The sequence below is a fragment of the Stieleria bergensis genome (assembly GCA_007745635.1).
In the GTDB taxonomy this organism is placed as follows: domain Bacteria; phylum Planctomycetota; class Planctomycetia; order Pirellulales; family Pirellulaceae; genus Stieleria; species Stieleria bergensis.
Window position 1 is genome coordinate 622,257 of sequence record CP036272.1, and the last position, 18,505, is coordinate 640,761.

General features: G+C 55.1%; 1 protein-coding gene (running past one end of the window). It reads right to left on the minus strand.

Translation table 11 applies throughout. The annotated features are described in order from the left end of the window. On the minus strand, positions 1 to 18,505 hold the 3' end of the coding sequence (locus SV7mr_RS01990; protein ID WP_145268735.1) for a tandem-95 repeat protein. 18,809 nt of this gene lie beyond the right edge of the window; the window shows 18,505 of its 37,314 coding nt (coding positions 18,810-37,314); its start codon lies beyond the right edge, outside the window; it ends in the stop codon at positions 1 to 3.

Consider the following 18,505-nt stretch of genomic DNA (forward strand, 5'->3'; position numbering starts at 1 on the left):
TTAGCCCCACAGCAGATCTGCAGCGTCGAGCCACAGATGCTCCTCTTCTAGGAGTGACTGATCAATCAGTGTTTGGTGCAATTTCGCGGCAGCGAATTGCCGTCGCTGCCTGCGCTCGCTCAGCTCGTCACTGACCAGCATCACCGTCGTGGCGATTAATAGCGTTGTGACCAGCAAAGATGAGGGCGACTGCGGCCAATCACGCCCTAAGCGGGGTGCATGTCCCTCAATGACGTGGCTGACTGATTGATCAAGGGGCAAGTGGACCAGCGTTTCAGGGACAAAGCACTTCACGGATAAGGCGCCGGTGATCCCCGCGGCCATCTGGCCGTAATAGGCGTACTGAACCGCTGTCCGATCATCGTAGCCAGCCAATTTAGCGTATCCGTAACCCAATCCGGCGCCAGTTGCATCGAACAGGGCCGCTTTCAGGGCGTATCGAGCAGCGCCAGATGGTCCCTGGACAATTCGTCGCATCAAGGCCGCGCCACCTGATCCGGCAATCCCGCCTGCCAGCGAGCCAATCATGTATCGATTGGTTGCATCATCCATGGCGGCCGCTGTGGAGTAACCCAGCAGTCCTGCAGCCAGCCCGGCCAGCGCTCCCGATGGAACTGAAAAACCATACACAGCGCTTAGGCCCACCGACCAGAAACCGATTCCCGATCCCATGAGTTCTCCCTGGATGTGGGCATCAATCACACCAGCGGCCATGCCAGCGGCGGCGTACCATCCGGCGGCGGGTGCCATGGCGAATGCGACCGTGGCAATGCCCACCGCTTCGATCGCGGTGGCAATCGTCTGGGATTCGATGCCAAAGAGCGTGCCATGGTGCAGCCCTTGCTGGCCTGAGGAGACGATCCATTGCCCGACGCTGGTGAGCCCGATGGCGTTGGTTGCCATCCCCGCTTGAATGATCGCTTGGTTGCCCGCCCAGACCAGTCCATCGGCAATCGATCCGGCGACCGAATCAACCGCTTCGCCAACTGCGACGAAGGCGTCAATCAGCGGCGCGAGCATGTCCTGCAAGGCTTCCGTGCTGACCTCGGTTTGGTCGTTCTCGAATGCAGCGCTCAGGACGGGATCGATTCCCATGCCGTAAGTCAACGTGCCAAAGGAATCATTGTGAACGAGCACAAACTGGTCGGTGCCTGGCAAGCGAACAAAGTAGTTGTGAAACGCGGGGACACAAAAGTTGTAAACTTCCTGGTGACGGCTAAGATCGTTGCCCGGCGTCTGGATGGATAGCAGTTCGCCCGTGGAGGTTAACAGCTGATCGCCGGCTTTCAATTGACAGGCGTCTTGGAATCGGCCTGAGCCATCGGCCTGTTGAATAAAAACTTGGTGGCGAGGCGTTAACCAGAGTTGGCTTTCGCCTGCACTGATTGCCATCAATGGTTGTCGACCTTTGTGATAGAGTTCTGACACGGCCTGGCAGCACAGGGTTTTCCGTGGCAAGTCCATGCACTTGACTCGGTCGTTCACCTTGATGGTCTCAATTCGCTTTGCTTGGCCATCATGCATGAGCACTTCCGTGCCCGCTGGGAAACAGTACTGTCTTGCCAGTGCCTGTGCTTGGTCCGCGCTGCCAGCGAGTTCTGCGGCGCCACTGGCCTGGGTTCCACTGAGCACAGCAGGCAGCACCATCGCTGGCTCGCCTCGAAAGCCTGCTGCGGCCAGAGATTCTTTGGTGTTGGCAAAAACGGTGGCGATGGTTGTGGGGTGCACCGCGGGGATGCCTTGGCTGACTTTCGCGGAATGTGCTCCCAGATCGGTGTCCAACCAAATGGGATTTCCCACCGCAGCGCTCGCTAATTGGCCTGGCAGGCCCGCTTGGTTGTCACTGCTGTCAAAAAAGTCTAGCAACTCAGCATAGCGATCCTGGCCCTGGACATCGACTTGGTCGACTCCATGAACAAAATCCACTTCTTGAGCGATCACATGATCGATCTCTACGTCGATGCTTTGCTGATCGCCGGCCACGTTTCTCGAACCCGACTGCGATCCTGCGCTGGACCAGCGGCGAGTTACGTGACCGGTGCGTTGATCACTTTGCTGACTGAACGAGTAGCTCTCGTCGCCGGATAAGGTGACGTCGTAAAGGCCACTTGGATGGGTTCCCGATTGAGTCAGCGTGTAGACATCGGTACCGGTTTCGGTGGAGGCTTCCTGTCCCAGAATATGGTCTGATTGGCTGTTTCGTTGGAACTCTTTGAGGCCCTGGCCTGATAGCGTCGCGGTCAATGCATCACCTCGATCAACCGACTGTTCAAATGAGTACGATTCGGTGACGTCGTCGGTTGAGTTTGCGATCCCAATGATCGAGTTTCCGGAGGTGAGCAAGCTTTCTGTGGTCGCTTGCATGCTTTGGTAATCCAGGTCACCATGATTGTGAGTGCCCCGTTGGTGTAACGACTGGTCGCTGATCAGGTCGCCTGTTGTGCGGAAAATCCCCGTGATCACGTTGCCTTCATTGATAAGCGTTGCCGTGCTTTTCTGTGTCTGTTGCGCGACATAGTCGGAGCGATCGTCGTTGCTTCGAATGGATTGAGTCACCTCACTTTCGAACGCCTGCTCACGTTCGCTTTGAAAGCTGCCCGTCCATTGATTCGAGACAGACAGATCATCGATCACGGTGGTGCTTGTTTGCAGCCAGTCCAGGTTGTCGCCTGCGTCGGTCAGTAATTGCCGAGAAACGGTTGCTGCCGATTCCTGGTGCAAGCTGTCTTCACTAACGCCAGTGACCAAATTGGCTTGGCGCGAAGTGGTGGTCACTTCGTCCGAATCAATGATGGTTTCATAGCTTTCAGGACGATTTCCCCGTTCGATCCGACGGCTGCTTGAGCGGCTTTCGGTTTCGCTGCTTAGGTTGCCTTTTAATTCATTCCGTGTTGTGATGGATTGAGCGGTTAAGGAGCTGTCAATGGAGACCGTGTCCGTGCCATTCTGGTACCAGCCCTCCTGTCGATGGTTGGTGGTTTGAGTCAACGTTTCAGTGATGGAAGCGTCGGTCGTGATTCGATTGCCAGTGATCAGTTGTTCGCTGGTGGCTGATTCTTCTAATTGGTTGTTCGTCGAATGATGCGGCCAGGTTGAAAGGTGACTTGCGGTTCCTTCCTGTGATTCATTCACATTCCGCTCATAGGATCCTGTCCATTGATTGCCTGTTTCGCTTGCGACACTTTGAGTCGTCAGCTGGCTTGAGTCGAGTTGCTGAAAATCACCGTTGCGAAGTTCGGCGTCACGAGCCTGAGAGAGCTCTGTCCGTTCGCTTCGCTCAAACTGTCCTGATAAGCGATTGCCGGTCGTCGTTTCCACAGAATTCGAGTCGGTCGTCATCGAGTCTTCGATCACCTGAGTTTGGTTTTCGGACAGCGTGTTGGTGTCCGTTGTCACGATGGCATGGCGATCCAAGGTGTACGTGCCACTGATGTGGTTGCCCTGATGCTGCTGAGTGGTCGTTGCCTTGGTGTTGGATTCACTTTCAATCAGTAAGGTTTGATTCTCGCTGGTCTGATGGGAGAAGCTTTCCGAGAGGGTCGTTGACTGCGAGTCAAAGTTTGCCTCACGCGTGTTTCCCGATTCGACTTCTTCGTGAGTCACCGATTCGGTGCTGTTGGATTCGACCCATTGGTCTTGGTTTTGTTGCACTTGATGAGTGGCGGTGTCGTTGGTGACAACGATCTGATTCACATAATCACCCAGCACAGCGTTGCCCTGCGTCGTTGTGTTGGATCGGTGCACCAAATCGCTTGTCAGATCGGTGGACAAGGTTTGGTTGGTTGTTTTCACCGTCGAAGAGGTCTCTTCGTTGGTCTCGGCGTTGGAGGTGTATTCGCCTGTGATTTGGTTTTCGCTGGCTTGCTGAGTGGTTTCGCCGGTGGTGTGACTGACCGAGGCAATGCTTTGGCCTTGGTTTTGTTCGCTGCGTTCTCGTGTAACATCGTGATTGTGCTGGCTTTGCCTGGCGAACACTCCCGTCACGACGTTGCCCGTGGAGTCAGACAGGAGAGTTGACTGGGAGGTTGTTTTTTCTGTTGTTTGCGCGCCCTGGTTGTCGGTTTCAGTGGTTTGAGTCAATGCCGAGGTGGACGTGGTGGCAAGGGTTTGCACGCCGGTGATTCGATTGCCGTTGGCAGTGCTGGTTTGCTCTTGTGAGCTATTGGCGGTTCGGTGAACCTGATACGTTTGATTGGAGCTGGTTTCGCTGACGGATCCATCGCGCTGCAGCGTTGTTTGTTGCTCAAAGTCTCCTGTGATCCGATTCTCTTCGACTTGAACTTCATCGCGAATTGAATCGGTGCTGGCGATGTCCACCACGGAGAAGCCCGCGTTGTTTTCCTGGGTCGTTCCTGCGGATTCGGTCTCGGTCTTTGTCAGCGAGGCGTTTGCCCCGGTGAAGTGATTGCCTTGACTGGTTGTCGATGATTCCGTGGTGCTGCTGGATCGGTGATCTGCGGTCAGAGTCAGGTGTTCAAAGGTTTCAGAGAAGGTGTTGACGGCGTTTGATTGCGATGTCGTGCTGTAATCCCCCGTGACACTGTCACCCAGTTCGGAAGCTGTGGTTTCGATGCTTTGTGTGGTGATGGAACGCGTCGCCGGTCCGGATTCATTGCTTTGTTCGCTATCGGATTGGTCCATCTGGCTTGTTGAGCGAGAGTAGCGTCCATCGATGCGGTTGCCGTCTTCGCTTACGACAGTCGTTGTTGACGTTTGATAGGCCGAGGTTGACTGCTCGACTTGGTTGCGAAGGGACCCGGTGGAGGATTCGTCGCGTGTGCTCTCGGTCGTGTCGCTGTACTCTCCGGTGTATTGATTGCCGTCGCTTGTTAGCGACGTGATGGTTGTGACGCGAAGGTCTTGACCAGTGACCAGGGTTTGATTGACTAAGTCTCTGCGGATGATTTCGTTCGTCTCGCTTTCCGTTTGGAGGCTGAAGTCGCCCCCGATCCAGTCCGAGTTTCCTTCCGAAAGGCCGCTGGTCTCTCGCCTCACCGTTTCCGTCACGACTTCATGATGGATTTGTTGCCGGTTGGATGATTGCAGAAGTTCATCGAAACTGGACTCGCTCTCATTTGTTCCCTGGATTTGGTTTCCCGAGTTCAGTGCATGGGTGTTGCGCTCGAGAGTGGCGGATTTGGTTGCCAGGAGCCCGCGATTGCTGGAGCTTTCATCCTGCTGTTCACTGACATTGGATTCTTCGCTGGAGCTAAACTGTCCCGATAAAGCATTCTCAGTGATGGTCCGGAGGTTGTTCTCTTGTCCCTGGCGAGTCACAACAACCTGCAGGCCTTGGTTAAGTTGTGTTTCTGTGGATTCGTAGGTTCGGTTGATTTGGAGGCTCGAATCAGTCTGGGATGTGAGTGAGTTTCCGGATCGCGTTTCATCCATGGATCGAGTCGATTGTTCGTCTCTGGTTACCGAGAGGGGGCCATTCGTCTCGGTGACATGATTGGCTTGTTTTACTTCACTATGGCTGTTGCCTGAGAAGACACCGCTGATCAGATTCCCCGACGTGGAATTCGAGTACTGATGGGTTTCAACGAGAGTTGATTCGTTTCGTAAGGTTTTGTTGTTTTCCGTGGTCGTGATCGTCGTTTGTTGATGGCCGGAAGAGGATTCTTCATAGTCACCCGGGATCAGCCAGTCGCTGCGGTTGCCGGTGGATTCATAAGTGGTTGCTTCAACGACATCGATCAAGGACGTGCTGTTCTCGAGTGTTTCCTGGCGGGTGCGCTGGCCAGAGGTCGTGGTTTCGACCACATTGGTTGCCTCAATTGCATTGCCGGAATACGTTGAGTCCTGTGCAACCGACTCCGTCACCTGAGCGATGACGATCAAGGGTTCCTGGGTGACGGTGGAATCAATCGTTGATTCTGTTTGGCGGTTGGCTTGCCCTGATCGCACACCTGTGAGCGAATTGCCTGTTTCCTGATCATCAAGGGTCAGTGATTCGGTGGCCGAGACCTGTTGAAGGTAGCCTTGATTGGAGGTTTGTTCGTCTAGTTCTGTGTCGGTTTGAGTCGAGGATTGCCGCGAATAGTCTCCGGTGATTTGGTTGCCAGTTTGAAGGACGGTGGTGTTCGTTTGTTCCCTCGACTCGGTTTCTGTTTGCTCGGTTTGGTTGGTCGAATCCGAGTTGCGTTTCACGCTGGTTGCGACGGATTCCTGGCGAGTTTGATGCCCTGTCACTGCATTTGTTTGTTGACGTTCGATGCTGGTGGTGTCAACAGACAATTGCATCTCGATGAACTGTGACCCATTTTGGCTGAGTTCCTGTTGGTTGGATTGTGCGGTTGAAGTCCGTTCGGATTCAGCGGTTCCTAAAACGGAGTTGCCAATCTGTTCGGTCTCCGTCGTGGTTTTGACGTCGATCGTTGTGCTGACAGACAGTGGGCCGTTTTGTAGATGTTCTTCAATGACGGTGGTTGATTGCTCGGACTCGGATCGGTTGTATTGACCGGTGATTTGATTTCCAGAGGAGTTGCCGGTCGAGTCCGCATTCGATTGAGTGGTGGTATGGGAGGTGCGGGGCAGATTGCCGGCGGTTTGATCAACAGTCGTTGTCACATCGGATTGCCATTGTTCATCGAAGTCGCCCGTGACCGCATTGCCGCTGCGGTTGGTCGTTGTGCGCACCGTGCCGTGCTGGCTTGATTCGATGTTTTGCGTCAACTGCTGTGAGTTTGACTGGGTCGCGATCGTTTGTTCGACGGTCTCTTCGCTAGAGAACGTACCCGTTGCCGTATTTCCCGTTGTATTGGTGCGGCCGGACACTGAAGTCGTCTGCTGTAGGTGAGTTGTTTGGGTTCCCTGCCACTGGGATTCGGATTTGTCTTCGTCTGACGTTGTTGTGCTGCGCTGGTGATAGCTTCCATCGAACGCGTTGGCGGTCCGCGTTTGGTCCGTTTGCACGGAAAGTTGCACGTTCGTTTCGGCGACAATGCCTTGATTGCTGGAATCCGTGTCAGTCTGAACCAACTGGCGGATTTCGGTTGTGCTTTGCTGGTCCCCACTGGCTGCATTGATGACGCTTTCGGTGAAGCGATCGATTTCCATGCTTGAGGTTGTTTCCATCACACGCCCTTGGTTTACCGTTCGGGTGGCCTCCGCGGTGGTTTCTTCACCGGTCAGCGTGATCTCGCTGATCGCGGTGTGGCGATCTCCACGTTCAACCTCTCGCTCGTAGGATTCGATTTTCAGGTCGCTGGTCCGCTGTTGAGGGTGCTGGCTGGACTGGCTTTCAGTGTTCAGGGTTGTCGACCGCACCGTGCTCGCATAAAAGCTTCCGTCGGTTAGGTCATCCTGACGCTGCACATTGGATGTTGCTTGACTGGCACTTGATGACGTCAGCGTCATGTCGAAGTGTTGCACTTGATCGATGGTTTCAGACGACATGTTGCGTTGCGTTTCGCTGCTGGCTCGGCCGGAGATCTGATCCCGATAGCGGAAATCATTTTGAGTCGTGCGAGTTCGCGTCCCCGTGATTTGTTGTCGGTCCTGTGGCAACATGTGCCCGTCGGCAATGACCAAGCTTTCGAACGAAGCGGTTTCAATCACGTCCTGCAGAGGCGTCAAGTCAACCGGCGATGGTTGCTGTGGATCGCTGGGCAAACCACCGCTGTAGGAGAGGCTGATTTGCTGAGAGTCCTGGATGGTTTCCGATCGTTGTGAGGAATGTTTGGTGACTGCGTCGCTGTACGCGCTGCCGGTGCTGCTTGAATCGGTGATGGTATGGATGGTTTGAGTTTGTGATTGGTTCTCAGTGGTTTGCGTGGTCACTTGTTGGCTAGACGAGCTTTCGGTGGAATGGCTGATGCCGGTGAACTGATTGTCGCTGCGCTCGGTCTGTTGCGTTGCAGTGGTGGTCGTCCAGAGCAGGGTTTGGCGATCGGCCAATTTGGTTTGCTGTTCGATGGATGTTTCTGTTTCAAGATCGACTTGCTGAACTGATTCACCGGTGAATCGATTGGCTTCCGTGTTGGAAGAGGTCAGGGCGGACACGGTTGACTGGGATGTGGAGACCGTGTTGCCCTGCTGTTCGTTTTGTTCTGTAGAGGACTGCTCGGATCGCATCGCCGTTTCAATCAGATCACCCGAGTGGGCGTACAGGATTGCGTTAGCACTGGAGTCAAATGAAAACGTGGTCAGTGAGTCGGCAACTGTCGCTTGTTGAGCGACACGCTGCGAGGTCTTGCCGTGGCCAGATTCGGCCGTTCGCCGATGCGTGACTCCAAGTCGCACGTCACCGTGGCCAGTGACTTCGGTTTGCTTGGAAGTGATCGTGCGACCGTTCTGTTGCCGGCTGCCGAGTACGAAGATCGAGCCAATGTCGAACTGCTGAACATCGATGGTGCTTTGCGAGTAGCGTTGGAACTCGAACGTTCCGGTGCGATCGTTCCCGGAAGATTGGTGAGTTGATTCCACGTGGCTGGACGTTGTGGATTCTGATTGGCCTTGCCCATAGGCTGATTGCGTGTTCGTCTCTGAAGTGCTGGTTTGTGTGTCAATGATGTCAAAGACACCTGTCATTCGATCGCGTGAGTGTCTGGTGGTTTGTTGGCCGGTGACGATCGATGACACGTTGTCTTGCTGGCCAGCAATCTGTGATTGCGTTGATTCCACTTGTCGCAACTCTGTTTGGCGAACGGTTAGCGAATCGCCTGCAAAGAAACCGCCGGTTTGTTTTTCATCCCATGTCGTCGTGGTGTCGACCTTCGATTCTTTCGCAAATTCGGTGTCAGCGTCGTGCAGGATTTGCGTTTCAACAATGACATCCGACTGCCCATCAACGGTGAAGTAGTATTCTCCGTCGGTGAAGCTCGCGTCAGAGTCATTCAGAGTACCGCCTGTGCGAGTGGTTTGCTGGAACGCCGATGTCGTGGTCTGTGAATGCTGGCCTTGGTTAACACGATGGCTCGATTGATCGGACTGACTGCTGGTGGATTGCTCCACGAAGAAGGTTTGAGACTGGGCATCAAAGGTTTTGTGGAGTTGGTCATCAACGGTATCGATTCCGCTTGAAACGGTTTGCATTGGCCCGTGAACGTCGATGCGATTGACCAATTCGGATGTGCTGTCGGTGTCGATCGTAAGTTCGTAGTCTCCAGTGGATTGGATCGTTCCATACGAATGACGGTCAGACTGAAGATGGCGTTGTTCTTCGAAGCGATGGATCGCGTTGCCGCCTTGTAGAAAGGATTCACTGACGCTGTTGATCGCCCAGTCACGATGAATCTGTTCGCCATCATCGCTCCATTCACGCAGTGTTTGCTCAGTGCTTTGTTGTCCTGATCGAAAGAAGTCTCCTAAGTCAGTGAGATTGGCCCCTGCGATTAGTGATTCGATTTGGCCTTCTAATTGAGGTGAAAACAGATTGGTTCCAGACGTCTGATAGACCTGTGTGTCACTGGAGGTGAGCTGCCAGTCAAATCCTGCCGTGCCCGCGTTCTTTTCATCGATAAACGAGCGTGCCAGCGAGCTGTGCATCGTTGCTTGTTGCCCTGCTGAGTCGATCTTGATGGCCGAGTCAATGGAAATCTGTCCATCAAACGCGGTTTGATAGCCCTGCACGGTAAAGCGATCGGGAGAGAAATTGACTGCGTCTAGGCTGCCAAACGCCAGCACCTTGCGAACATTGATCGATGTGCCGTCGGCTTCGTCACGCCGGTCAGGAGTGCCGCTTCCATCGTTGCCAGCTTGTTGAAGTGCAAACGAATAAGCGAACGCTGCCGTGCCACGAGACAGCACTTCGTAGGTTCCACTTGCCCGATCGACGACGGCCACGGTGCGTAGGCCCAGTGAGGTTGGGGCGGTCGTGGATTGTAGATCCACAGCATCGCTTTGGCGCGGTGCAGATAAGTCAATGATGAGATTAGCGTCAGGTTCGCCGATCGCTGCGGGAGCCTGCGGTGATGCATAGCTTTTCACCAGGGGTGGAGACTGGGTTCCATCGAGTTCATCCAGCAGTAATCGTTCGATGTCCTCTTCGTTGGCAACATTGACCACGTTGGCCAGAGAGACAGCCACGCCACCGGTGCGATACTTGTTGTCGGTGATCTGGACTGTGATCGCATACGGGCCTTCGCGTTGATACTGATGATCTGTGACAACTTCGAAGGTCAGCGGAATGGAATTGCCAGCGCTGTCACGTTTTGGAATGACGCGTCCGATTGCTTCATTGCCGTCGCCAAAATCAATTCTGGCTTCAAACTGTGACGCAGACGCATCTGGGTTCCCGGCAACAAAGGAGGCGACCGCCGCAGAACCGGCGCGTTGGGCACTGCGGTTTTCGCTTAGTGGACGCCCCTCCAGGGAATAGATCACGTCGCCGGTGGCGTAAATCGGTGCTGTGCCCCGAATGATGCGATCCGAAGAGACGAACGCGACTTGCCCGCTATTGTTGACCACGTCAAAGCTGTCGATCGAGTCAATCGCCCCAATCCCCGGCAGAATCTCTCCAAGATCAACGATCTTGGAATGTCCAAGGTAATGGCTCTCTGGCAACACACCGTCGGCCGATGAATCGTCGTTGGACGGAAAATAGAAACGCGTCGAATGCAGTCCCTGGTTGCCATCTTGATCCTCGGCCATGAACGTAATGGTTAAAAACGGTGTGCCGTCTGGTGTTTCAGCATCACTGCCGATGATTCCCGCAAGTCCCGTTTCCAGATCTTCGTCCGAGTCCTGTTCATGCGGCTCTGAGGGAGCTTCACCGTTTGATGTGGAACCGCTTGGCGACGGCGCCGGACTGATTCCTTGTAAGCCATTGATCCCCAAGGGGCCGGGCAGAAAGTCTTTGATCGCGCCGATCCCAATCCCATCGATGGAGACTTCGTTGGCGTCGACAATGGGGTCGTTCGAAACTCCTGCGACCTTTGTCCAGTGGCCTGATTCGGGATCAATGGCGTACACGCCGACCCCGCGCGGCCCGTCCGCGACGGTGGCAATGTACCCGTGATCACTAATGGCCAGTTGACCATGAAGCGGTGACATGCCAAGGTCAAAGACATTTCCGTCGATGTCCATTCGATAGGCTTGTCCATCGCTGACAAAGACACTCCAGCCTGAATCCGAGATCTGCAAACGACTGACCGGACGATCAATCGGAAAGCTGGCGAAAGGAAACTGTCGATCTTGGCTGAAGGTAACTAACTGCAAGCCTGCGTCGGTTTCCGAGTCATTGGTTTGCGCAACAAAGACACTTTGCCCAAGGTTATTGACGGAGATCGATTCTGGATGGATGACATCGAACGGAGTGACATACAATCGATCGGCAAAAATGGGGATCAACGATGTTGCCAACGCGGCGGTTCGAATGCGATCGAGATCATATTCACCCGGTTCCAGCAGAGCGTTCCAAACGGGATCGACGGGGGTGTAAAAGGCACTTGCCCAAACGGGATCGTAGGTCCAGATCCGTGGGACCATCGTCCAAGACAACGTCAACGAAGCGCCAACGGCACCGGGCAGAACTCCCGCTGTGGTCAATGCCATCATGTCCGCCCACTTGGGATCACCCCACCGTAGGCCCGCCGCCGCCATCCCTGAATCGCCGACCGCGACTTGATACGGGGCCACAAACGATTCCTGTCCTTCACTGGTTAAGGCTGGCTCCGCGTTCCACAGTTCCGCATAGCTAAGGGCAAGATCAACCTCGTCTAAAACAGGAGTGCCCATGGCAAACAAGCCTGTGACGGCTTTGGTGTTCATGTGCCGCTGGGCAAGCAACTGATTGGCATCGTTCAGTTGGACCTTGTCACTGAAACGAGCCATTGGCGAAACACTGTAGTCATCGCGCGGCGGTGGCGAGACCTCTGATGTCCCAAACGCAAATCGCTCTGGAACCAACGCCACCGAACCACTGTCCTCTGACCAGACATACAAGTTGTCACGCTGTGCCTGCGTGACACGGTATCCAATGTTCCCATGGTTATTGATCGAAACTCCGGCGCCAATCTGCTCGTATCCCGATGCCACTAACTCAAACGCGTATCCGCTGGGGTTGCTTCGCAAGACGATCTGTACAACACCACTGCTGTCCGCTTGATTGCTGCCTACCGATTCGACTGGTGCGGAGCCGTCAGTCAATGCGGCCTGCGCTTGTATGTCAACTGGTGCTTGTATGTCAAACGGTGCTTGCATGCCAACCGGTGCTGAGGCCAGGCTGGTTTCTAGCGAGTAGACAAATCGATCAATGACATCGATTCCCTGTGCTTGAAATTGGGCAATGGTTTCGCTGTTGGTTGGGTCGTATCGAAAGCTTCCGTCGGGATGAACCGTGACCCGAGCGCCATATTGGCTGACGCCATCAAACACCGCCTGCATTGAATCTTGCTGGCCGTCATCTGGGTCAACGTCATTGATCAGTAGACCTTGCTGAGCAGGTATCTCCAGGACTTGAGAAGCCACGGCCCAGTACCCGCGTTCGATGCCATCGTCACCTGCGACGGGCGCATCATCGACACCGATCACCTGCAGTGTGACGGTGGCTGAACGCGCATTGGAGTGCAGGTCACTGGCCCAGTAGACAAAGCGATCGGTCGCCAGTTGGCCGGCGCGGAGGTGTTGAAACGCAGCGCCCGGTTGGTAGTCAAAACCTCCGTCTGGACGAAGCGCAACGGTGCCGCCTTGTTCGGTTTGTAACGCGGTGCGACTGGGATCGACACGCAACGTGTCGCCATCCCAATCGAGATCGTTCGCCAGCACGCCCTGGGCCGAGTCAATCACCAAGGAACCCGTCGCCAGGATGGCAGGGTAAGCATCGTGAATGATCTGCGGAGCATCGTTCTGGCCCTGCCAAACCACGTGAACCGTGGTTTCCGTTGAATCGTCTTGCCCGTCGTGTACTCTGGCCAGGAAACTGTCCTGCATGGTCTGGCCATCGCTCAGCGAGCGAATTTCTGGACTGGAAGTTGCGTCGACGGTTAGGGTGCCATCTGCTTGAACGTGAACCGCAGCACCCCTCGCGGTTTGAACCGTTCTTGCTTCGGCGGTCAACGCGGCGTTGGCGGCCCATCCATCGGGATCAACCGCAGCGTCTAAGAGGTTCGGAGCCTCTGTCGCCACGGGTTGCCCGGATTGCCAATATCTCAGCGTCACGTTGTTCAGGATGGGGGCTTGATTCAGGCTGGAGCCGACAATGATTTGTGCAACCGCAACGCGGGCACTCTCTGGCAGTTGCTCGACGGTTCTGCGGTCACTGGCGCGATCCGAGAGGCGATACCGAATCTCGTCAACTTGGGTTTCGCCCGCTGGCAAGTTCTGCAGCACCGTAACGTCTGAAGGATCATAGATCCAATGGCTGCCATCAAAGGTGATGGTCGCCCCTAGCATCGACCGCCATTGAATCGCTTCAATGGCAAGGGTATCGTTTCGATCAATGTCTTGGTCGTTTTTCAGCAGTGATGATTCGGGGATCACCAAGGACTGATTCGCTCGGGTTGCCAGTCGTTGTGGGGCAGCAGCCCAGTCGTCGTTGGCCCAGTCGTCGTTGGCCCAGTCGTCGTTGGCCCAGTCGTCGTTGGCCCAGTCGTCGTTGGCCCAGTCGTCGTTGGCCCAGTCGTCGTTGGCCAAGGGTTCATCATTGACACCAGCGATGGTCAAGAACACTGTTGCTGTGTGCTGTAGATCAGGTGCCGTTGTCAGCGTGTAGGTGAACGAGTCTACAATGCTTTCCCCGGCCGCCAAGCGATCGTAAACACCATGGCTGTGCAAGACCCAGGTTCCGTCGCTCTGGACATCGACACTGGCTCCCCATGTGGTTTGGCCAGTGCTTTCTAACAGCGAAAATTCGTCGGGAGCCGATCGATCGATCAAATCGTTGTCCAGCACGCCGGCGGTCTGAATCCAACTTGAAGCCTGATTGGCCGTCAGGCGAACGAAGTCATTCTTTGCCACAGAATGCTGGGGATCCGTCATCCACAAGGGATCCGGCAACCAGAGAGAAGACAGAACGGTCCGGCGCTGTTCCGTGAGATCATCATCCATGATCAACTCCGCAACGCCTGTTGTCGGGGGCGCTGACGTTTGCAGGGTCCACCGGCGGACCTGACCGTCGGCCAATCCAAGCCGATGATCCGAGGATTCGATCAACAGCGAATCAGCTTGTCGCTCAATTGACCACCAACTTGGAACCTCGCTGAATTCCAAATCCAGGTCTGCTGGCAATGGAAGCTGGATCTGATCGATGGACGCGTGTCCCGAGATGGCGGGGGAGAGAACAAAGGTGTACAGGGACTGTTGACCAATGGCCTGAACTTGAGAGTGCAATTGACCGGCATGCTGGGAGGCTGTGTCCCAGTTCAGTTCAATGACTTGGCTTTGCCGACCATCGATGTCCGCCGCCTGAAAGTACAGCGTTTGTGGCTGGCCAGCGGCCGGCGCGCCCAGAATGGATTCGACCTGATTCGACGAGAGTTCAAACTGGCCGCTGTGCAGACTTGGCAGGAGGTCAAACACACGATCGTTGAAGCCCGGATCCGCGCTCACCTGCGCGATGACGAGTTCGCGATCTGACAAGACGACGCCTTGAACGGCAGGTGCCAACCAGGCTCCACCACCGGATTGTTGAAGCTCGAAAGTTGGTGGCAGGAGCGGCCCATGCGTGATCAAAAGCTGTTCGCGACGAGTCACGCCCGATGCGGTTTCGGCCGTTACCTCAATCAGGTTCTGGCCGGCATTGAGAGTCACAGGGATCCGCGCCCGTCCCTGATCGTCGGTCTGAATCATCACGTCGGTGCCCGAGAGCGTGAGTGTCAGATCAGGTTCGCCAGTCACGTCAATCATCACGTCGGACAAAGGCGTGTGGTGCGGATTGCTGGCTGAGCGATCTGATTCTGCTAATTCAAGTTCCTGTTGGCCAGGAACCCGCGAATCGATCGACAGCAGGAGCGGGGGCGTCTCCTGAGAACGATTTCCAGCTGGGTCTTCGATGGTGGCTGTGATTGAGTGGACTCCATCCGCCAGCGGTCCCAACGTTTGCTGGGCCACTCCCGTCGAATACACCTCCGAGACAGCGTTGCCATCAAGATGAAAGGTGACCAGTGCACCACGCTGAGCAAACAGTCGCACCGTTGGGCGAACACTGCCCGTCAGATTGTCCGTTGCACTGACGCCCCAGTCATCGCTGGACAGAAGGTCGGCAATCGAGTCAACCGATGGCGCCGTGCGATCCAGGTCAAACACCAGTTCATTGATGCGTTCATTCCCGTAGAGATCAATCGCTGTGGCCTGAACGATGTAGCGACCGTCGGCCAAGGCAGTATCCGGTGAAGTTTCCAGTGCGTCGGCCAGCACTGTTTCTTCAAGGCTGATCACTCCGTCTTCTAGATCTGCAAAGACAGAGTGTTCGCTGGAGCCATTGAGGCTAATCTGTACGGCAACCAGTGGTGAGTCGTCGTTGACTTCCAGACGCAAGCTCGGATCGTTTGTTAAGCCGTCATTCGAATGGCGACCACTGTCGTGGTTTAACGAGAGTCGCAGATCAGGGGCCGTCTCATCGATGAAGTGAATCGAAATGTCCGAGTGGATTTCATTGCCCGCAACATCCCTGGCAACCACGTGTAACGCGTTCAGCCCTGGCAACAACGAAATTTCGCCGATGGCAAGATGTCCTTGCTGATTGGCCCGGTTGAAAGAAAGCAGTTGTTGATCGCGGTAGACTTCAACCGTGACGTCTGCGTCCGCTGTCGCTTGCAGTTGCACGGTTGATCGCGCGGTGTGCCAGCGACTGCCGAGGTCAGGTCGTTGGTGCTGGCGGGGTAATGACAGGATGGGCTGATTGATGGTTTGATCGAGCGTTAGGAATAACGGGGCAGTGTAGGGGCTCGTGTTTCCGGCGAGATCAACAGCCTGTGCCACGAATCGCTGAGACCCCGGAGTCAGATCGGCCAGGAATCCGATGCTCGAATCCGCCGCCTGCGAATCCACCAGTCGGCCATCAGCGAATAAACTCACCCGACTGGACGCTTCATGATTCAGTCCCGTCTGTAGCATGACGGTTTGTTGGTTGGTAATCAGGTCGCCAACCAATGCTGAGTCATCGATGGCATTCAATTCCAGTGAACTTGGAACAGATGGTGCAAGTTGATCAAGGGTGAATTGGAACGGCACCGCCTGAGCACGGTTGCCGATTTGATCCACTGCGCGAACGGCAACGCTGATCACGCCATCAGCCATTGGCTGTAGCGATGACGTTTCAAACTGACGTGGATCAAATTGCAGTTGGTTGCCGACAAGCAACCCCAACGCGTGCACCCAGACGCCGTCGTTGACCTGGATTTCGACTGCGGCTAACTGGCTTGCATCAAGGATCGTGGCGACAACCGTCGCGTCGCGAGTGATCAAGTCGGTGGAGTCGAAACCTGTGTCATCGGCTAATTCAATCGAAATGTCTGGCGGGCTAACATCGGGGACAGACACATGCAGTTCGGTGTTCACCGTGGCGTGATTTCCAGCATCATCAACGACCGTGACGCGAAATGGATTGGAGCCCTCGCGTAGCAGGAGGTCGTCAAACTGAAAATGGCCGTCTGCGTTGGCAAGGGTTTCGTCGAGTGGAATCTGTCGCCCATCGCCACCGAACAGCATGGCCCGTTGCCCCGTCGTCGATTGCCCCTGCGGGATTTGCCCCGTCAGGCGGCCACGGTCTGCATTGACTTGGGATAGATCTATCTCGGGAATCAACGGTGCCGTGGCATCGATCGTTACCGACAGTGGTGGGCTTTTCTGTCCCACATTTCCTGCGGCATCGATCCAGTGATAGCGAACGAGATGCGAGCCCTCGTTCAAACCATCAATCGTGACGTGATTCGTTTGGTCTCCCGAGACGTTGCCCGAGACTTGGTAGCGACCGTGTTCAATGTCATTCACCCAGACCACGACTTGTCCAGGTTCACGAAACGGGATGGCAAAGGTCAGTGACGATGACTTTGTTAAATCATCATTGTCATGGATGCCGGTATCGCTGGCGGGAACCAAATCGGGAGCGGTTTGCGCTGAAATCGCGCTGCGATCGAGTTGCACTCTAATGGTCGACGTTGCCGAACGATTCTCGTATTCATCGATCGCTTGGAACTCTAATTCATAATGCCCGTCGGGCAGTTGTGCTCCGAGGACCGTTTCGAGTTCACTGGTTGTTAGCTGAATGACGCCTTGGGCGAGTTCTGTGCCCACGGTCGGTGCAGTGACCAAATCCACTGCATCGAATTCAGACACGACGCCAAGTTCATCGTTCACGGTGGCACGGATGTACAAGTGAGCCAACGGGCTTTCGTCAAGCCAACTTCCCGTGATGGCCAGATCATTTGTTAGCCCATCGCCTGTGTATCGACCGTTATCATTTGCCAGTCTGACGGCCAACTCAGGAGCAGCGGATTCGGGACGCATGCGAACGATGGCCAATGTCGAGTGGCTTTGGTTGTTGAACGCATCACGCACCGACAGTTCGACGTGATTGATTCCAAAGTTCAGCGGAATCCCGGTGAGTTCGAAGTGTCCGTTTGGATCGGCAACCCAGGTTCCAGGCAATCCCAGGATTTCGACGAGGGCTCCCGGTTCGGTCTGCCCCTGCAAGACAATCTCGCCGGTCTCCGTCATGCGATCGTGGCGAACACCCGTGTCGGTTGCGGCGCTTAGGTCAATTGACTCAATGACTGGGGCCGTGCTGTCAATCAAGACCGTCAGTGGTGGCGACAATGGACTGTGATTGCCAGCCAGATCGATCGCTTGAATCTGAAACTGATAGTCACCATCGCCTAAACTATCCAGTTGCAAGGGAAAGGTGCTTGTCGGTCCAGCAGCGACTGCAATCGGTTGTCCATTTTGAAACAAACGCATCGCGACATCGTGATCGACCTGTCCTTGGATTTGAAAGTCGCCTGTGCGAAGGGTGAGGGTGTCGGCAGCGTTTGGATTGCCAGCCAAGGTGGGTGGTAACGGTGCCAGCGGCGCTGTCTCATCCATGTCAAAATCAATGACGACCTGTGGACTGTGGTTGCCAAAGCGATCTTCAGCGATGATTCCAATCCAGTAAGCTTGGTCTGTGATGGGCAACTGATTGGCGGTCAACAACTCCTCTAGCGAGAGTTGCAGACTGTTCTCAGTCGATAGGCTCTCGATCCAGTCCTGCGCGTTGAGCCCATTGACAGAGACGTTTAACGAGCTGATCTCGCTGTAGTCATGGACAAAGACGGTCAGCAATGCATCGCGACGAAACGTCTGTGAAAACGATGGTTCAAAGTTGGGCAGCGTCAGTCCTGCTGTCACACGCGGTGCATACTGATCGACAAACTTGTTTTGCAAATTGGTCCAAATGGTGAAGTCATAGCGGTCAACGCGTCCATCAGAATCCAAGTCGTGATGGGCAACGTAGTGTTCGTTGCCTTGCAGCGTGTTAAGACTTTGGCGAATGGTCAGCCAGTCGTCGTGCAAGACCTGACTGTCACCGTTGACATCTGCCAGCAAACGATGGAAAGGGAGGCTGGCGAAGGGTGACGTGGAGTCG